This window comes from Protofrankia sp. Cj5 (assembly GCF_917627405.1).
Taxonomy (GTDB): domain Bacteria; phylum Actinomycetota; class Actinomycetes; order Frankiales; family Frankiaceae; genus Protofrankia.
The window spans coordinates 30,198-48,144 of sequence record NZ_CAKJTO010000026.1 but is presented as its reverse complement, the minus strand read 5'-3'; the positions used below and the strand labels follow the sequence as shown (position 1 = coordinate 48,144).

Annotated in this window: 10 protein-coding genes and 1 pseudogene; 4 read left to right on the top strand and 7 right to left on the bottom strand. The window is 70.0% G+C overall.

The window, feature by feature from the left end:
- Window positions 1-595: 595 nt before the first annotated feature.
- From MJ777_RS08230 to MJ777_RS08220, 3 genes and pseudogenes are all read right to left on the bottom strand, one after another.
- A pseudogene (locus MJ777_RS08230) lies at window positions 596-793 on the bottom strand (IS3 family transposase); the annotation flags it as partial.
- Between the two features lie 73 nt (window positions 794-866).
- Window positions 867-2,399, bottom strand: coding sequence for a toll/interleukin-1 receptor domain-containing protein (locus MJ777_RS08225; protein ID WP_239374778.1), 1,533 nt, complete (start codon window positions 2,397-2,399; stop codon window positions 867-869).
- Window positions 2,400-2,428: 29 nt separating this feature from the next.
- Complete coding sequence (locus MJ777_RS08220; RefSeq protein ID WP_239374775.1) at window positions 2,429-3,454, bottom strand: hypothetical protein; 1,026 nt, start codon at window positions 3,452-3,454, stop codon at window positions 2,429-2,431.
- 230 nt (window positions 3,455-3,684) lie between these two features.
- Here MJ777_RS08220 and MJ777_RS08215 point away from each other — a divergent pair, with 230 nt between their 5' ends.
- The 3 genes from MJ777_RS08215 (at window position 3,685) to MJ777_RS08205 (ending at window position 6,888) form a co-directional block, all read left to right on the top strand.
- Window positions 3,685-4,572, top strand: a complete 888-nt coding sequence (locus tag MJ777_RS08215; protein WP_239374772.1) for a toll/interleukin-1 receptor domain-containing protein — start codon at window positions 3,685-3,687, stop codon at window positions 4,570-4,572.
- Window positions 4,573-4,804: 232 nt separating this feature from the next.
- Window positions 4,805-4,999: a hypothetical protein gene (locus MJ777_RS08210; RefSeq protein WP_239374769.1), complete on the top strand. Its 195-nt coding sequence runs from the start codon at window positions 4,805-4,807 to the stop codon at window positions 4,997-4,999.
- Window positions 4,999-6,888, top strand: a complete 1,890-nt coding sequence (locus MJ777_RS08205) for an HEXXH motif domain-containing protein (RefSeq protein ID WP_239374766.1) — start codon at window positions 4,999-5,001, stop codon at window positions 6,886-6,888. Before MJ777_RS08210 ends, MJ777_RS08205 begins: the two co-directional genes overlap by 1 nt.
- Window positions 6,889-6,926: 38 nt before the next feature.
- On the opposite strand, the gene fxsT is transcribed toward MJ777_RS08205, so the two are convergent.
- The 4 genes from fxsT to MJ777_RS08185 form a co-directional block, all read right to left on the bottom strand.
- The gene (gene fxsT, locus MJ777_RS08200) at window positions 6,927-11,468 is read right to left on the bottom strand and encodes an FxSxx-COOH system tetratricopeptide repeat protein (RefSeq protein ID WP_239374764.1); all 4,542 of its coding nucleotides are present in this window, start codon (window positions 11,466-11,468) and stop codon (window positions 6,927-6,929) included.
- Window positions 11,465-12,631, bottom strand: coding sequence for a MoxR family ATPase (locus MJ777_RS08195; protein WP_239374761.1), 1,167 nt, complete (start codon window positions 12,629-12,631; stop codon window positions 11,465-11,467). The genes fxsT and MJ777_RS08195 overlap by 4 nt, the downstream gene beginning before the upstream one ends.
- The gene (locus MJ777_RS08190; protein ID WP_239374758.1) at window positions 12,628-14,118 is read right to left on the bottom strand and encodes a hypothetical protein; all 1,491 of its coding nucleotides are present in this window, start codon (window positions 14,116-14,118) and stop codon (window positions 12,628-12,630) included. The genes MJ777_RS08195 and MJ777_RS08190 overlap by 4 nt, the downstream gene beginning before the upstream one ends.
- A gap of 334 nt (window positions 14,119-14,452) precedes the next feature.
- Window positions 14,453-15,091 (bottom strand): effector-associated domain EAD1-containing protein, encoded by a 639-nt coding sequence (locus MJ777_RS08185; RefSeq protein ID WP_239374755.1) that lies wholly within the window; start codon window positions 15,089-15,091, stop codon window positions 14,453-14,455.
- 226 nt (window positions 15,092-15,317) lie between these two features.
- On the opposite strand from MJ777_RS08185, the gene MJ777_RS08180 reads away from it, so the two are divergent.
- Window positions 15,318-17,804 carry a Tex family protein gene (locus MJ777_RS08180; protein WP_370651404.1) on the top strand — a complete coding sequence of 829 codons (2,487 nt, stop codon included), beginning with the start codon at window positions 15,318-15,320 and terminating at the stop codon, window positions 17,802-17,804.
- Window positions 17,805-17,947: the final 143 nt, after the last annotated feature.

Here is a 17,947-nt window from a genome sequence, read left to right as displayed (position 1 = left end):
GGCCCGCAGCCGAGCTGGCAGCCTCCAGCAGAGCTTTCTGCGCCGGCTCCACCCTCAAATGCATCCGCTCATCCTTCGCGCTAGCCACCCCACGAGTGTACGTACAACGTACACATCACACTAGCGCTCGCTGGCGATCCCCCGCGCTCTCGGCCCTGGTCGCTCTGAGGGAGGGATGCCACCAGAACGGCGAAAACCCTGGCGGTATCAAGCGGTGGAGACGACACCCGACGCCCGCCTCGTGCTGGGACCCGAACCTCGAAAATTCGTACGCGGGCCTGGTTGGGCAGGGAGCTGGCGCGGTGACGCGTGAGCGTTCCGTTTCCAGCTCCCTCCCGTCGATTCCGTGCATGCGGTTTTCCCGCACACGGCTCACCGACGTCTTTCACCGCCGGCATTCGGTGATCTCCAGGAACGGTTCGGTCGGGGAGCACGCACGGTCCCATCAAGGCTGAGCAGACCGAAGCGGTCGGGTGAGGCGGGTGCAGGAAGCCATCGAACTCGGCGTTGTCGTAAGCGGTCGTGGACGACGACCCCGAGCATCCGGCCGGGCAGGAACATCCGGAAGCTCGCCGCGTCCCTACGCCCGCCGTGCCGCGGCCGGGTCGACGCGGGTGGTGCGGGGAGTGCCGCCGCCGCGCAGGGCACCGACGAGCCCGGCACCGCGCATCAGCCGCTCCACCATGCAGCGGGCCGCCCGCACGCCTTCACGATTGAGCTGACGCCATACCTTCCGCGCCCCATACACCTCGTAGTTCTCCTTCCATACGCGCTCGATCTCGACGAGGAGCTCGGCGTCGCCTTGACCGCTTGATTCCGCCCCGGTTCAACAGACGAAAGATTGTCTGAAAGACAGGTGGCTGTCCTCACCGCTGGGTGTTCCCGAGCGCGTGCACCAGCCGGGCGTAGCCGTCGTGGGTGAACAGGTCGACAGGCTGCCACGTGCGTAGCCGGTGGGGAATGTCGCAGTCCTCAATGCGCGCCGGAATCATGAAAACCGTGTCCGGAGGCTGCTCCATGGCCACCTCAAGCGCCCAGGCGATATGCCTGTTGACGGCGCCCCGCTCGTATACGGCTCTCGACAGGCACACGACCACGGCGCGGCTTCGCTCGATCGCCTGTCTGATCGTCGCTTCCCGCTCCCGGCCACCGCCAAGATCCTCGGCCGCCAGCCACAGGCCGTCAACGCCATCGGAGCGCAGGTGGGCATGCAGGTTCGCCGCCACCGCGCGATCGGCCTCCGCATGGCACAGGAAGACCACCGAGCGGCCCGGTGCCGGCCGGGACACCGGCCGCTCCGGGAGGTCGAACAGCCACGGGCGACCGGCGATCTCATAGGGGAAACGAAAGACCGCGGCGGTCTCCGCGACGTCGGCAAGGTCGCACAGGATGCGCTCCGGTTCGTCGAGCGAACCTGGCGGCGCCTCCTGCCGGTACGTCGCATCGAGCCACCCACGCCTCAGGGCGGTGATATTCGCCCACGCCGGCCCGAGTTCCGCCGGTGGCGGCCGCCGCGACACCGCCCCGCCGCCCCCGAACGCGCCGTCGCGGACCGGCGGCGAGATGGTCGCCGCGACCAGTTCACCGAAGGCTGGATCCAGCGGCCCGGCGGAGGCCACCGAGACCCGGACGCGATACGCGTGGTCGGTGTAGCGACGCAGCGCCTCGGCGTACAACGGCTGTGCCTCGACGGCGAACGCGTCGGCCGGCACCGCGGCCCGGTACAGCGTGCCCGGTATCTCTGTCGCGAGCGCGGTGTACTCCCTGGCGAGCGCGCTGAGCGCATAGTGCAGGATGTCCGCCACCGGGTAGGGTTCGACGAAGAGGCTGATCAGCGTCGGGTACCGCTGCCGCGCCAGCGCGAGCCACACCGCTTCCCAGGAGCTGTCGCCGCCGGCGAACGCGGACACCGCAAAGCAGATCCGGCGCCCGGGAGCCGCGCCCGGGATGCCCGGCCGGCTACCCCAGCTGTGGGTCAGCCGTTTGCGGATCTCGGCCAGCCCGTCCGGGTGGGGTTCCACCGGCGCGAGCCAGCGCTGGACCTCGGCCGCATCGGCGAACGGCCTGGCCGCCACATGAGCCGGTGGCCTCGCCAGGCGCTCCCGCAGCACGGCCGCCGCGCGCGTGACCGTGGCGTCGTCGGGAGCGAACACCCGCCCGAGCAGAGCGCAGGAGACGCTGCCGGAGCCGGGGTCGCTGAGGTAGCGCAGGTCGAAACAGGGCCGCTCATCGCTCCTTCGCCAGGCGGCAACCCACGCGGTCTCCGCGGTGCGGGCGTCGGCACGCCGCGACGGTTCACCCAGATCGGTGTACAGGCCAGGGCTGCCCGCGCCGGGCGTGATCGGCGCGAGGCGGACCCCCACCCACGCCCAGCAGCCCTCCGGACCGGACCGCCGCACAATCCCGTCCCCGCGGTGGCCGTCCAAGGTCACTGTTGGTAGCGAGGTTCGTCACCGATCCGCCAGTCCCGCCCGCCGGGGCCCGCCGCCGGTGGGTACGAAGGCGGCTGCTGGTACGGCGGCGGGCTCTGCGCGGTGCCGTCGTACGGCCAGTTCTGCTGGCTGGGCTGACGCTGCCGCTGATCCATGGCCTGGTAGGGAGGCTCGGCCACTGGTGGCCTGCCGAAACCGGCATGCGAGGGCATGGGAGCCGGCGGCGTCGGCTCGGCGTCGATCCGTGGCAGGCCCCGGGGAAATCCGTACGTGACAGGCACGTCCCGCCCCTCGATCGCGACGTACAGGCCCTCCCGGCACGCCGCGTGGACGGCTTCGCGCATGGCCCTGGCCCGTTCGGTACGCAACATGATCGTCTCTGGGTCAAGCCTGCCGATCATACCATTCACCAGATCAACCAGATATTTCCCGATCAGGATGTACCCGCGGCGCGAGCGCCACATCATCCAGCCGAGGTAGAGGCTCGTGCCGTAGCTGAACACCGACACATAGGCCGAGTAGCTTTCCTCGGTCAGCACGAGCCGGTTGCTGACATGCCCGGCACCGATGCCGGTGGACATGCGCCGGACCGTCCGATAGAGCGGAATCTGCCGATCGCGCAGAGCACCCACTATCTTGCTGTACGTAGACTCCACGCTGTCGGTCCTGTCCTCCAGCAGTACCCGCCACTCGCCAATAGGCTCGGTCAACCGCGACAACAGCAGGACCGCCCAGAACACGACACCGGCTATGACGGTGCCCACGCGCACGCGTGCGATAGCGACGGCGCCCGATCCATCACCCCCGCCCAGCATGGCGAACAGCCCGAGGAAAGCGAATACGAGCCAACCGAGAAAAGCCGCGTACAGCGCCCGCCTAAGTAACATGGAAATCGCCCGCAGGCCGACGCTGTCGTCGAGCGACAGCTCGATCGGATGGTGGCGCAGCGTCTTGTCGAGGTAGGCGCTGTTACCGTCACCGCCGCGCCAACCAGGAATGTGCATCGCTTCCGCGTCGATCACCTTTCTCCCCTCACCGATCAGGCTCACTCGCCGGTACCAGATTCTGGCACGGCCACTCGGCCCACGATATCCACCAGGCGCCTACCAGCCGGCAATACCCGGCCAACCACGGATTCCACTGAACGGACTCACCCGTGAAAAACCTTCACCGTAGCCCGCTCGGGCCACGACTTCCCCGTATTCCGACGGGTTCGCGCCGGCCATCACGACCGATGAATGGCGGAGCTAAAATGGCCGAACGCTCGCCCCGCCGCCCGGTCGCTGTTTCCCGCGGCGGGCGAGAGGACCGTCGCGGCGCCGAACGGGGGTTCACGATGGAGGGCCGGACCGGCCAGCCGGTCGAGCTGTCGCTCACCGACGACGAGCGATGGGAACTGCTGCACGCCTGCGCGCGGGTCGCCGGGACGGCTGCCGCCGCCGGCATGCTGCTGGATCAGGCTGGCTACCCGAGGGAGTATCGGCCCAGCTGGCCGGGTATGACACCCGTCCACTGGTGGTACCAGGTTTTCGCTGAGCTGGATAACGGCGTCATCGCCGATCCATTCCGCCGGCTGCTGCGCGCCGCGCTCCGGGTGTATCCGGCCAGTCCCGCGTTCACCGCGATCGCCGAACACCATGGCGCGGCCTGTGATGACCGGCCAGGCGCGGGGGCCAACGGCGCCGGAAATCCGTCGAACACCAGCGGGAGACCATACCCGGTCGGACAACCCGGCCTCCCCGATGGGCGGATCTTTCTCTGTTATTCCACCAGCGACCTGGCCGGCGCGCGCGCCCTGTACGCCCGACTGCGGACCGACGGCCTCGCCCCCTGGCTCGACGACGAGGATGTTCTTCCCGGCCAGGAATGGGAACCGCTGGTCCGTGCGGTCATCAGGAACTCGGCCGCTGTCCTGGTCTGCCTGACGGCACACGCGATGCGCCGGCGGGACTTCATCCACAAGGCGATCGGGATCGCGCTCGACGTGGCAAGCGAACAGCCGGAAGGGGCGACCTACATCATTCCGGTGCGGCTGGAGAACTGTGCCGTCCCAGACCGCCTCCGCCTCTGGAGGCCGGTCGACCTCTTCGACGCTCGCGGTTATGAGAGGCTGCTGCGCGCGTTGCGCGGCCCGTCCTGAGCTTCTCTGCCTTGCTTCTTTGCCTTCTTCGCTTTCGAGCAACAGCTCTCCGGGGCCGATTTGCCGCGCCGCGCGGCGCGGCATGCGACACTTGTTTCGCACGGATGTCCGCCTGTTACGCCGGGGTAGGCCTCCCGCGGCGTGGCGGCTCAAGCCGTGCTTTCGCCTACCTTCCCGGCCGGCGCGGCGGGCCGCGACGCGGACGACCTGGAAGACGCGGCAGACCTGGCAGGTGAAGACCGAAGGGAGTGTGCCGGCCGACATGTCCGCGCCCGAGTCCGACATCGAGTCAGCTCTCACCGACCTCACAAAAATCGATCTCGAAAGTCTGCGTTCCCTCACGGACGAGATCCTGGATGCCGGCATGCGGCGGCTGTTGACCAGGATCGACGACCCCGACAACAGATTCGGCGGATACAGCACCTGATGACGGCCGATCCGCCGCTGCTTGGCACGTCCGGCGGCCCGGCCGTCATCCGCCACCAGCTCGCCGAGCGGGCCTTCGACGCGATTGCCACGGGCGTCGGTGACGGCACCTCCGTGCGGGCGCTGTTCGCCACCGAGCGCAGCCAGCGGCGCGTGCTGCTGCGCGCGGTTCTCGACGCCGCGCGCCCGCGTCCCGACGCCCATGGTCCGCTCGTGGCCGTCGACGAGGTGTGGGATCTGCTGGTACGTGCCGAACGGAGTGATCCCGCCGAGACGGCCCGCGTGCTGTACCAGCCACAGACCGGGATATGGGCTACGCACGTGCTGCGGCGGATACGGAATCTGGTGTATGACGACGCTCCGCTGTGGGCCGACGTCGGCTACCTGCACGCGATGGCCGCGGCGGCGGCCATCCGCTGCGGGCTGCGGTTCCGGCTGTGTGTGCCGTTGCGGCAGGGCGCCGCCATGCTGCCGACACTCGGCTATGCCCGCCTGCCCGTCCGGGACGCCTGGGAGACGGTCGAGGTGGCGGTGACCGCGCGGGGTGCCGTCCGGTGCACCAGCCGGTCCGGCACCACCGTCGACATCCGCCGGCCCCTGGATCTGGATACGGATGACAGCGCGGGCTGGACGCCATGCACGGTGCTCCACGCGCGGGCCGGCCGCGGCGCGCTGTCCGTTGTGCTGGACGATATCGATCCCTATCGGCATATCCTGCGACCGAGCAGGCCGGCGCGGCTGACCCCGGCCGCGCTCCGCCGCTGGGAGACCATGCTGACGCAGGCCTGGTCATTGCTGGTGACCGAACATCCCGAGCAGGCCCGCGGGCTTTCCACTGGTCTGTCGGTGCTCGTGCCCCTGGCGCGGGCGGAACGCTTCCGCCCGCGCAGCGCCTCCTCCGGCGACGCGTTCGGCAGCCTCCTTCTCTCCGAGCCCGACGACGCGGTCCAGCTCGCCGCGACGCTGGTGCACGAGCTGCAACACGCGAAGCTTGGCGCCCTGATGCATCTGTTCGACCTGTATGAGAATGATTCCCGGAACCTGTTCTACGCGCCCTGGCGCGACGACCCGCGACCGCTGGGCGGTCTGCTCCAGGGCGTCTACGCGTTCTTCGGCGTCACCCGGTTCTGGCGCAGGCAGCGGCAGGTCGCCGCTGGCAGCCGGAGCGTCCTGGCCCATTTCGAGTTCGCGCTCTGGCGCCAGCAGGTCGCCCATACTCTGCGAGGCCTGCTGGCCGCTCCGGAACTGACCGGGCTTGGGCGGCGCTTCCTGGACGGAGTGGCGATCGTCCTCGCCGGCTGGCTGACCGAGCCCGTACCAGGCAATGTCGCCCAGCGGGCCGCCGCCGCTGCCATGAACCATCGCGCCGGCTGGCGGATCCGCCATCTGTGTCCGCCGGCCGACGCGGTCGAGGCGCTGGCGCGGGCGTGGGCAGCGAAGGTGGCCGTGTCGGGCCCGGTGCCGCCGTCAGACATGCGGCCGGACCCGGCAGCGCGCCTGCTGGACACCCGGTCGGCGCTGACCCGGCTGTGGCTGGCCGACCGCGACGCGTTCCGGGAGCTGCAACGCTGCGATGGGGTCGGCCGCCGGGTGTCCGGCGCGACCGCGGCCGACCTCGCCTATGTCAGCGCCGACTACCCGTCCGCCCGGCAGCTGTACCTGTCAGACCTGGCGGACAGCCCTGACCGGCCGGATGCCTGGGTTGGTCTGGGGCTCACCGCGCAGGCCGTGGGTCACAAGCTGGTCGCCCAAGCGGTGCTCACCCGTCCCGAACTGGTGCTGGCGGTCTCCCGGGCGGTGGCGGCCAGGACCGGCCGGCGGCCGCACCCATGGGACCTCGCTGACTGGCTCGGCGGCTGCCTGCGCGGGCAGGGCGCCGACGCCCTCTGACCACCTCCGCACGCGGGTGGGGCCCCGGCCGGGCTCCGTTACAACGGCAACGGGTCGATGTCGCAGTTGGACCTGACCCAGCCGGCGGCGGCCCTCGTCGCCGGATGCTCCACGCCGAGGATCTGGTCCATCTGGGTGATGGTCGACGCGTGCAGCCGGCCGGCCTCCTCCGTGCGGCCCAACGCGCGCAGATCCATCGCCAGGTTCGCGCTGCATACGAGGGTCGCGGGATGCTCTTCGCCGGATGTCTGCTTCGAGCGGGTCAGGATATCGACGTCCCGGTCGTGGGCGGCCTGGAACTCGCCCTGGGCATACAGCTCGCTCGCGAGGTTGACCGCGCACGCGAGGGTCGACGGATGATCGCTTCCAAGGCTGCGGCGGAAGACCTCGAAGCTCTCACGGTCGATCTCGTAGGCCGTCTCCACATCACCGGCCAGCCGGTGGGTGATGGCAAGGTTGACCGCGGCGGCCAGGGTATGCGGATGCTCCTCGCCGAGCACCCGCTGGTAGCGCTCCCGGGTCTGCTCGCACAGCTCCCGCGCTCCAGCGAGGTCACCGTTGTGCCGCAGGTCCATGGACAGGCACAGGGAGGCGGCCAGGGTATCCGGGTGATCAGGCCCGTACCGGCTTGTCAGGCGGAGCTGGACATCCCGCGACAGTTCCAGTGCGTGGGTATGGTCACCCGCCTTGCGGCGGGCGACAGCCAGGTTACGGGACGCCCGCAGGATCTGCGGGTGGCTCTCCGCGTTGTGCAGCAGCCGGCGGAACCGCTCCAGCAGCTCCTCCTGCCTGGCCCGCGCCCCGAGATAGTCACCCAGTTCACGCTCGTCGATGGTCATGGCGTTCCACGAGATGAGGCTGCGCAGCTCGTCCTCACCGAAAAGCCGGACCCTGCGCTGCCAGGTGTCCTCGTCGAGGTCCCTGGCGCGGGCGAACTCACCGAGCAGCCGCAGGCTCACCCCGACGTTGTGGGCGGCGGTCAGCGTGACCGGGTCGTCGATCCCCAACGTGTGCGACGCGCGCCGGTACACCTCGTCGGAGATCTCCATCGCCGTCCGGAAGTCGCCCTCGACCCGCTTGCCGGCGGCCACCGCGCCGAGTGTCTCCACCGTCTTCTCATGGTCCGGGCCGAACAGCCGGTTGCAGATGTCCAGCAGCCGGGCATTGACCTCGGCGGCCTCCTGGTAGCGGCCGACGACGAAGAACATCCAGGCCAGCCAGCCACCGATCTCGATCGTGTGCGGGTCGTCGTCGCCGCGCAGGCGGCGCCAGGCACGGTGGGTCTCCTCCGCGAGCCGGCAGCTGGCCTGGTGGTCCCCCCAGTAGTAGAGGTACTCCGCCTCATCGATGAGCAGTTCCCGCAGCCAGGTGTTGTCGCTGCCGACCGCGTCCGCCGCGAGGACGTGCGGGTAGAGCTCCGCGTACCGGTTCCAGTTCTCCGGGTTGACCGGATCATGTGGATTGCCCCCGGCGAGCAGCGCGTGGGCTCCGTGGCGCATTGTCTCCCGTTCGTCCGGGGTCATGCGCCCGATAAGAACGGCCTGGACCAGGCGGTGCATCTGCAGGGAGTTGGTCCGGTGGTCGATCCGCGCGAGAGCGTACCGGTTGATCTCGCGGATCGCCTGGTTGAGCCTGATCGAATCTCGCAGCGCGGCATCGAGCTCCGGGACGATCAGGATGTTCCCAGCCCCAGCCAGCAGCTGGCGGGAAATAGGCTCCGGCGCGAAGAAGGCACAGACCTGGAGCAGCCGCAGCGCGGCGGGGTTGCTGTTCGCGAGCCGGTCCAACGAGACGTTCCAGGCTGCGGCGACCGGCTTTTCGTAGTCCATCGGCGCGTTGGAATTGAGCAGCTCGCTGAGTTTCTCCTCGAACAGCCGCAGGTACTCCTGGGCTGGCATCCCGGTCTCCGCGCGCCAGGTCGCGGCCTGTTCGATGGCCAGCGGCAGGTCGCCCAGGGCTTCGGCCAGCAGGCCCGCGTCGATGCTGGTGAGGTCGGGCCCACGGCGTTGCAGCAGCTCGATGCTTTCCGTGCGGGCGAACACGTCCACCTCGAGCGGTCGCGCGACATTGGCCCACTGCATGTTCCGCGACGTGACGAGCACCCGGCCGTCACCGCCGGCCGGGAAGAACTCGCGGACGGCTTTCGGGTCCTCGGCGTTGTCGAAGACCAGCAGCCACCGGTTGTACGGCTCACCGGTGCGCAACGCTTCCAGCACATTGGGTATGGCGATGTTCGCCTCCATCCCGACCGGGAGACGGAGCCGCTGCGCGAGGTCGACGAGCGCCGAGCCGATCTGCGCCGTCCATTCCGCCGGGATCCACCAGATGACGTCGTAGTCGGCCTGATGCCGATAGACGTACTCCACCGCCAGCTGTGACTTCCCGACACCGCCCATACCGTGCAGCGCCTCGGGCAGGACGGCGGTCGTCCCTTCATGGAGCCGCTTGTGCAGTTCGGCGAGCAGCTCACGCCGTCCGGTGAAGTGGGGGTTGCGCGGCGGGACGTTCCCCCAGACAGCCGGTGAGCGGCCAGTGCGTTGTCGTTCCACCGCTGACGTCGCGGTGATCGAGGGCACATATCCTCCTTCTTGACGGTCGGCCGTGCTGTCGGCCGGGTGGGCGGGCACGGCGGGGCCGACCGGGAACTGGGATCTCGGCAGCGGAGTCGACGCACCGATACTGTCACTCATAGTCACGTCCTGAACACTATCTGCGATGCTTCCGGTGTTCGAAGCACTCTGGATCCGGGTGGCAAGTGCACGGGAGCGCTCCAGGTAACGGCCTGACAGCGCGCCCAGCACGGTCTTTTCGATCAACAAAAACGGGCGGTTGTCATTAGTGATCACCGGGACCGGGGCCGAGTCCGGCTCGTCCAGCATCCGGCCGGTGTCACGCAGAACAGCGACCCGCGAACCGAGAAGATCACTTACCGCCCGCAGCACCCGCGTGGCGTCTGAACGCCGGCCGAAGGCGAGCAGCTCCGCCCGCACGCCGGGGTGGAACTCCAGCGCGATCCGTTCGGGACCGGCAGGGCCGCCACCGGCGGGCACCGGCCGCACCAGCCCGCCCGCGAAGATCTCAGACAGCTGCGGGCGGCCCGCGCCGGGCACCATGTCCCGCACCATGCGCAGCACAGCCCAGGTCAGGGGCGCCGCGGCCAGGTGGGTGGCCAACTCGAAAGCCGCCTGGGAGGCCACCGCCCGAAACCGTTGCACACACTCCGTGGCGGATTCCGCCGGGCTGCCGCCCCAGGAGTAGGCGGCGCGTTCCGACGGCTGGCTACGCGGTCCGGTGAGCACGGCCGTCAGCTCGGTCCACGGCCGCCGGCCCGACAGGAAGCCAGCCCAGGGAGCGAGCCGGCGGGCGTGGGCCTCGAGAACCGGCACCGGGACAGCCACCGCCAGGTCGGCCGTGCCGAAACCGGACAACGGAGCACCCCACGGATCGCGGAACGCCCACCGCGGGGCGGCGGCGATCGGGGCACCGCCTGGCATCGACATCCGTACCCGCTGGGGACGGAGCCCGGTCAGCTGCCACAGCCGCCTGGGCACAAGATTCAGCAGCGCCACGGGGAGCCGCCGCGCCCAGGACCACAGCAGCGGGGACATCGCGTCTGTCCACCACGCTCGGCCAAGCGCATCGGTCAGTACCCACAGGATCCGCCGGCCGGTCGGCTCGAGGAGCTCGGCGGCCGCGTGTGCCGCACCGCCTGGCCAGCCGGTCCGCAGGCAGAGATCTTCCGGTCGGTCCGTGTCGGTGTTGAGGAAGCGAAGCTGGACGTCACGGAACGCGCCGTGTCGCTCGAGCAGTGTGACGATACCGGGGATGGTGTCCAGCCAGGGAGTCATCGACGGGCTGCCGTCAACGATGAGGACGATCTCGAACCGGCGCTCCCGGGCCGGCCGGTAGACCGGTAACCCCAGGAGGCCCTGCGCAAGCCGCTCCGCGGTGGCCTCCTCATCCAGGACGTCCGCGCACGCCGATGCCATCGTCTGCCGCAACGGCCGCAACGCGGCCCGCACGGCCCAGGGGTCCCCGCCTGCCACGAGGCTGGGACGGGTTCCTGCCGGCGGGGCGGGAAGCGCTCCGGACGGGAGGAAGGCGGGGCCGGCGGCAGCTATCGCGGCGTCACCGTTGGCGGCGTCACAGTCGGCGGCGCCACCATCACCATCGGCGTCCTCGCCATCACCGACGGGCAGCTCGGCCCAGCCGGGCTGGCCAGCCGCGGCGCTGCGCTCCGGCGCGGCGGCCGCCGGCCCGGTGGCGGGCCCGTGCCGAGGCTGGCGATTCCCTCCCGTCCGCGGCCCGGCCTGGCCGGCCGGGCCCGGTCCGGGTGCGCCTGTTTCCTGCGCCGAGCCGTCCCCAGCCGGCGAACCGTCATCCGGTTGTGTGCTCCCGTCGCTGATTTCGCCGCTGCTCCCGCCGCTGGCCGCGGGAGCACGCGCAGGCTCGGGTACCGGCTGGTCCAGGTAGCGCCACAGCCAGACAGCCTCCGCAATCTCCCGGGGCGTGGGCGCGGCGGCGGGCCGCCGCCGCGCCGGCCGCCGGGCGGCCGGGGGCTGCCCCGCCTCATCCGTCATCGCATGTCCGGAAACTGCATGCCTGGGAATCGCATATCCGCAGACGGCGCCGGGGCCAGCTGATGCCAGACTGCCTCAAGCAGGTCGTTCCATACCGCCTCGTCCCCATCGGCGGCGCCGGCGGCCACCAGATGGGCCGCGTTCAACAACTGGTCGGCCGCCAGTCCGCCGACCTGCTGGCGGCGTTGCTCGAACCGGGCGATAAGCTCCCGGTGCCCGGGTGCGTCAGCCGGGAAATGCGCGGCGATCAGGGTGGCGAGCTGCCGTGCGTCCGGGTCGGGGATATCGAGCCGGGCACAGCGCCGCAGGAACGCCGCGGAGAACTCGCGCTCCCCGTTACTTGTAATCACAATAAGCGGGAAAGCGTGGCAACGGACGATTCCCTCGCGTACCACGGCCGTGCCGCCGGGATCGGCCGTGTGCACCTCGGCCTCGGGCGCCTGGTGGCGCATCCTGGCCAGCTCGGGAATGGCGAACTCGCCGTCCTCGAAAATGTTCAGCAGATCGTTCGGCAGGTCGAAATCGCCTTTGTCCATCTCGTCGATGAGCAGTACCCGAGGGAGCTCATGCGGCAACAGCGCGGTCCCCAGCGGACCGAGCTGGATGAAATCCCCGATCGGCGGTAAGGCCACACCGCCACGGCCCGAGGCGCCGCTGGCATGGTCGTCCCCTCGTGGCCGGCCATGCCAGCGCAGGCTCGGCACGAAACGGAACGGAGACATGGCCTGCGCACGGCCGATGGCGTCATAGTCGTAGAGCCCGGCGCGCAGCGTGGTACGGCTGGTGACCGGCCAGCGCAGAACTCGCCCGAGCTGGAGCTCGCGGGCGATGAGATAGGCAAGGCTGGACTTACCGACCCCCGGGCGCCCGGTGACCAGCAAGGGGCGCCGCAGGTAGATCGCCGCGTTCACGACCGAGATCTGGGCCGTGTCGAGCAGCCGGGACGGCGTGGTCCCCAGCCGCCGCAGAGCCTCTGGCCCCTCAGCCGACGGAGGCGGCAGCACCGGCCCGCCCTGGAAAATCCGCCACGGCGGCGGTGCCGGCCATCGCCGGTCCCGCTCCGCGGGCTCGATCGGATCGCCCGTTCCCTGGAACAGCCACCATCCCGGCCGGGATGGCGTATCAGGCGAGTCCGCCTGCCCAGCTGCCGGGTCGACGCTCATGGACGGCCCTCCCCTTGTGATACACCGAGAGGGGCGGGCGAGCCTCTCTCGGGCTGCCTTTCTGGATCATCCCACAGAAGCGCGAGATTGCGTCCCACATGTTTGTCGCCGGCTCCGCCGGCGCCACCGCCCGGTTCCAGCAGCGCGTCGATCCGTAATCGGCGGACCCGACCGGGAAGATCGCTCATGTCGCCGTCATCGACCAGCAGCCGCAAGGTGTCCTCATGTTCGCTGCCCAGCCGCCGGGACCGATGCCACAGGACCACCGGCAGGCCTGCCCGCAGCGCCATCAGCGCCTCCCCCATCCCGGTTCCCCCGGTGACTTCGGGTGGTTCACTGAGCACCAGCGCGACCAGCTTTTCATCGGACGCCAGCGTCGCCTCCAGCCGGAGCAGGTGGTCCGAGCCGTCCGGCCGGCTCCAGTACACACCGGCCCGGCCGGGTCCGTGATGCAGCTGGTGCCAACGCCGATGCCACACCCGGTGCCAGTCTGGCCTGCGTAACCGCTCCAGGCTGCGCAGGGCGACGGGATAGTCCAACGCCAGTGGTTTGGCCGGGCCTGGGTCCGCTTCCCGCTGCCACCAGTCGACAGGGTCGTTCAGCAGCCCGAACGGCAGGATGAACTCGATCGCGACCACTGGGGTGTGGCTGGCGAGCCCGGTCTCCAGCCCGCGCACGACAGCCTCCACATAACCTTCGAGCTCGCCCCGGGAAAGGAGCTGCCGCCCGCCGGGCTCGATCCGGCCATCCCATTGGCGCCACCACGACCCCACGTAGGACTCCGCGTCGCCGTCCGCCGGATCAAACTGGATCATCAGATGAACCTGCGGTGCGTGATGTGGCCGTGGAGTGCGCTCCAACCGGACCGCGTCGAGGGCCGCGGTGAGCTTCAGCTCGTACGCTCGGCTGCTGTTCCAGCGGTCCACTTTCTGCGCGGTTGATGGCGTCAACTCGTCATGAACATGTTCGAGGAAGACCATATAGGGCGGCAGCCTGGACCAGGCCGCATTACGGCCGGCAATGTGGAGCAATGTGTGCCAGGCAGTCATACAGTGGCGCGGCGGCTCCAGCATCCGGTTACCGGTCGCCAGCCGGTAGGGCTTCACAATGGCGCCGGACGAGATGGCGTCCAGTTCCGCCCGCAGCAGCGCCCACAGCTCGCTCGAGGCCGCCGCCGCGACCTCTCCGGCCTCCCACTCGTCCCGCAGCCGCAGCAACATCATCACGATGGCGGCAGCCGGTTGCAGCCGGATCACCACGTCGACCAGCGTGGTGATATTCGACCGCCGCGCGCAGGCTGTGACGAGCGCGAAGAACCACTGCATGGCGGTCGGGTAGTCGGCGACCTGGACCGGGCAGCCTGCCCGTCCGAGCAGGTCAAGGAGAAGCTGCCGGCTCCCCGCCGGGCTCAGTTCCGGGCATTCCACCAGAACCCGTACAATTCTGCCCTCGATGTCGAACCGCGGAGCCAGCTCCCGATCGGCCACGACCCCCCCGCACGATCGCCATCAGTCGGACTTCCGCATGGAAAATATGCACATTCGGCGCATATCTGTCACTGAGATGACACTTTCGTAACAGTACGCGGAAAAGTATGCACACTCAGCACCGCCCAAGCTAAGAGCGACCGGCAATAGGGACGCGGCGTCGCGGGGCTGGGGCACGCACCTCACCGCGTTGTCGTCGGTCGCCACCCAACACCAGGGTGACTCCCTCCGCCGCCTTGCGATGTACGCACCCCAGCCCCTCTCCTTGATCCACACCCCTATTGCCGGTCGCTCTAACGCTCTGTTCAATACCGGACGCTCCCTGTTGATCGGGCTACCAGCCGGTGAAGACGGGATTGGCGGGAAAAAGCCGGGCCGCCGCCGCGAGAACGCGCCGCCGGCCGTCGATCAGGACTCCGGCGGCAAGCAGGACGTCGACCTCGGTCCAGAACTCCCGCGAGGTCAGTGCTACGGACCAGACCGGTTGCCGGTCGGCGGGCAGGCCGGCGGCGGCGAGGATTTGCCGGGCGGCGTGCGCCTGGTGGAAGACGCTTGCCAGCTCGGATACCTCCGCGCCGGTGAACCTCTCTGGACGGGGTTTGGGCGGTGCCGGCTGTCGGGCGGCGGCCGGCTCGCCGACGGCGTCCGCATCGCCCCCCGACAGCCGGCGCAGCACCCCCGCGGCCGGACTGTCCGGCTCGAGCTGGCTGACCTCCGCCGCGAGTGCCGCGATACCCGCCGGTTGCCGGGCGCAGGCGTCGACAAGCCCGATGAACCACTGCCGGCTGGTCCCGTAGTCGGCTACCTGCAGCCGGCGCCCCAGCCTGCGTTCCACGAGGTAGACGAGCAGCAGCCGGCTCCGCTCAGGCGCCAGGTTGAGCACGGAGTCGAGGGCGTCGACCGCCTGTTCCGCGAGATCGGGGGGGAACGGCGGACCGCAACCGTCATCCGCCAGCCCGTCCACATACGTCACCTGATACCCCATCCAGCGCGGCCGTAGCGCGGAATGGGAATCGGCCGCGTCAGGCGGTACGCGACGGCCAGCCCGACCTCGCGGGGCTCAGCGAGCGGATCCCGCTACCACATCCCGGCTGATACCACTCTATTCAATGCGCACCGGGCCGGCGATCGGTACGGGAACAGCGGGCACGGGAAACTGACACACGAACCCAGCCGATGATCAGGCAAGCTGGTCACGAATGCTTCGGACCCCAGCGCGAAGGTGGATCAGGATTGTGACGACGTCGGTTCATCGCAGGATCGCCGAGGAGCTCGGCGTGCGTGAGGGTCAGGTGACCGCGGCCGTGGACCTGCTCGATGGCGGGGCCACCGTGCCGTTCATCGCCCGCTACCGCAAGGAAGCAACCGGGACACTCGACGACACGCAGCTGCGCACCCTTGAGGAGCGGTTGCGTTACCTGCGTGAGCTGGAGGAACGGCGCACCGCGATCCTCGAGTCGATCCGCTCGCAGGGCAAGTTGGACGATGCCCTCGAGACACAGATCATGGCTGCCGACTCGAAGGCGCGGCTGGAGGACATCTACCTGCCTTACAAGCCCAAACGCCGTACCAAGGCACAGATCGCCCGGGAGGCGGGCCTCGAACCGCTGGCCGAGGCGCTGCTGGGTGATCCGGCGCTCGACCCGCAGGCGGCCGCGGCCGCCTTCGTCGACGCCGAGCGTGGGGTCGACGATGCCGCCGCCGCGCTGGACGGCGCCCGCGCGATCCTGGTCGAACGGTTCACCGAGGACGCCGACCTGATCGGGACGCTGCGCGAGCGGATGTGGGCGCGCGGCCGGCTCACCTCCCGGGTGCGCGACGGCAAGCAGGACGCCGGTGCCAAGTTCGCCGACTACTTCGACTTCGCCGAGCCTTTCACCACGCTGCCCTCGCACCGGATCCTCGCGCTGTTCCGCGGTGAGAAGGAGGAGATCCTCGATCTCACCCTGGAACCGGACGGGGAGGCTGCCGAGGAGGCCGCGCCGCGGGAGGCCCCGGCGCCGAGCGACTACGAGCTGGCGATCGCCGACCGCTTCGCCGTCGCCGACCTGGGCCGTCCGGCCGACCGCTGGCTGGTGGACACGGTCCGTTGGGCCTGGCGCACGCGCATCCTCGTCCATCTCGACATCGATCTGCGGATGCGCCTGTGGCAGGCGGCCGAGGACACCGCGGTGGGAGTGTTCGCCGTCAACCTGCGTGACCTCCTGCTCGCGGCGCCCGCCGGCGCCCAGGTGACCATGGGGCTCGACCCGGGCCTGCGGACCGGCGTGAAGGTCGCGGTGGTCGACGCGACCGGCCAGGTGGTCGCCACCGAGACGATCTACCCACACGAGCCGCGGCGGCGCTGGGACGAGTCGATCGCCGTGCTCGCCCGCCTCGCCGCCCAGCACGGCGTCAAGCTGATCGCGATCGGCAATGGCACCGCGTCCCGGGAGACCGACAAGCTCGCCAGCGAGCTGGCCAGGCTGCATCCCGAACTGGCGCTCACCCCGGTCATCGTGTCGGAGGCCGGGGCCTCAGTCTACTCGGCCTCGGCCTACGCCTCCCGCGAGCTGCCCGAGCTGGACGTCTCGCTGCGTGGCGCGGTGTCGATCGCGCGCCGCCTGCAGGATCCGCTGGCGGAACTCGTCAAGATCGATCCAAAATCAATCGGGGTCGGCCAGTACCAGCACGACCTGTCCGAGATCAAACTATCCCGCTCGCTCGACGCGGTCGTCGAGGACGCGGTGAACGCCGTCGGGGTCGACGTCAACACCGCCTCGGCCCCGCTGCTGACACGCGTGTCCGGGATCGGCGACAGCCTCGCGGAGAACATCGTGCGCCACCGTGACGCCAACGGCCCGTTCCGCTCACGCCGGGCGCTCACCGAGGTCCCTCGGCTCGGCCCGAAAGCGTTCGAGCAGTGCGCCGGCTTCCTGCGCATCCGGGACGGGGACGACCCCCTCGACGCCTCCAGCGTGCACCCGGAGGCCTATCCGGTGGTGCGCCGCATCCTGGCGTCGACCGGCAGCGAGATCACGACGCTGATCGGCAGCACCGCCGCGCTGCGCGCGCTGCGGCCCGCGGACTTCGTCGACGAGACCTTCGGCCTACCGACCGTCACCGACATCGTGGCGGAACTGGAGAAGCCAGGCCGTGACCCGCGCCCGGCGTTTCGGACCGCCACCTTCGCCGAGGGTGTCGACACTCTTGCCGACCTCACCCCGGGCATGGTGCTGGAGGGTGTGGTCACCAACGTCGCGGCATTCGGCGCCTTCATCGACGTCGGTGTGCACCAGGACGGCCTCGTGCACGTCTCGGCGATGTCGAGGACCTTTGTCGCCGACCCTCGCGACGTGGTGAAGCCCGGTGACATCGTGCGGGTGAAGGTGCTCGACGTCGACATCCCCCGCAAACGCATCTCGCTGACCCTGCGTCTCGACGACGATGCCAGCCGCGGCGGCTCACCCCGTGGCAACCCGTCTCGCGGCGAGCAGCCACGAAAGACCGCACAGCCGCGGGGAACACAGCCGCGGGGAACAGCGCAGCCCCGCGCCGCGCAGCCCCGCCCCCGCCGTGGGGAGCCGAGCGCGCCCACTGGCGCCCTCGCCGACGCGCTGCGCCGGGCCGGCCTCGTCGACGAGTTCGGCAACAGCGTCGCCAACAAGGTCACCGCCCCGAAGCGCACCAACCGCCGCGGCGGCTGATCTCCGGCAGCGCTCCTGGACCGCGGCCTTCCCGGCCGAAGAGTGCGCGACCGCTGGTCCTGTCGCGCGCTCAGAGCGTGTTTGAGATCGTCATTCCGGCTCACCGCGCCCAGGTGCCCCCTGGCCGCGTTGTCGGCCACACC

Coding starts and splice junctions, on each gene's coding strand:
- MJ777_RS08215 (WP_239374772.1), top strand. CDS start 3,685: ATGGCCGAACGCTCGCCCCGCCGCCCGGTCGCTGTTTCCCGCGGCGGG.
- MJ777_RS08205 (WP_239374766.1), top strand. CDS start 4,999: ATGACGGCCGATCCGCCGCTGCTTGGCACGTCCGGCGGCCCGGCCGTC.
- fxsT (WP_239374764.1), bottom strand. CDS start 11,468: ATGACGGATGAGGCGGGGCAGCCCCCGGCCGCCCGGCGGCCGGCGCGG.
- MJ777_RS08195 (WP_239374761.1), bottom strand. CDS start 12,631: ATGAGCGTCGACCCGGCAGCTGGGCAGGCGGACTCGCCTGATACGCCA.
- MJ777_RS08180 (WP_370651404.1), top strand. CDS start 15,318: ATGCTTCGGACCCCAGCGCGAAGGTGGATCAGGATTGTGACGACGTCG.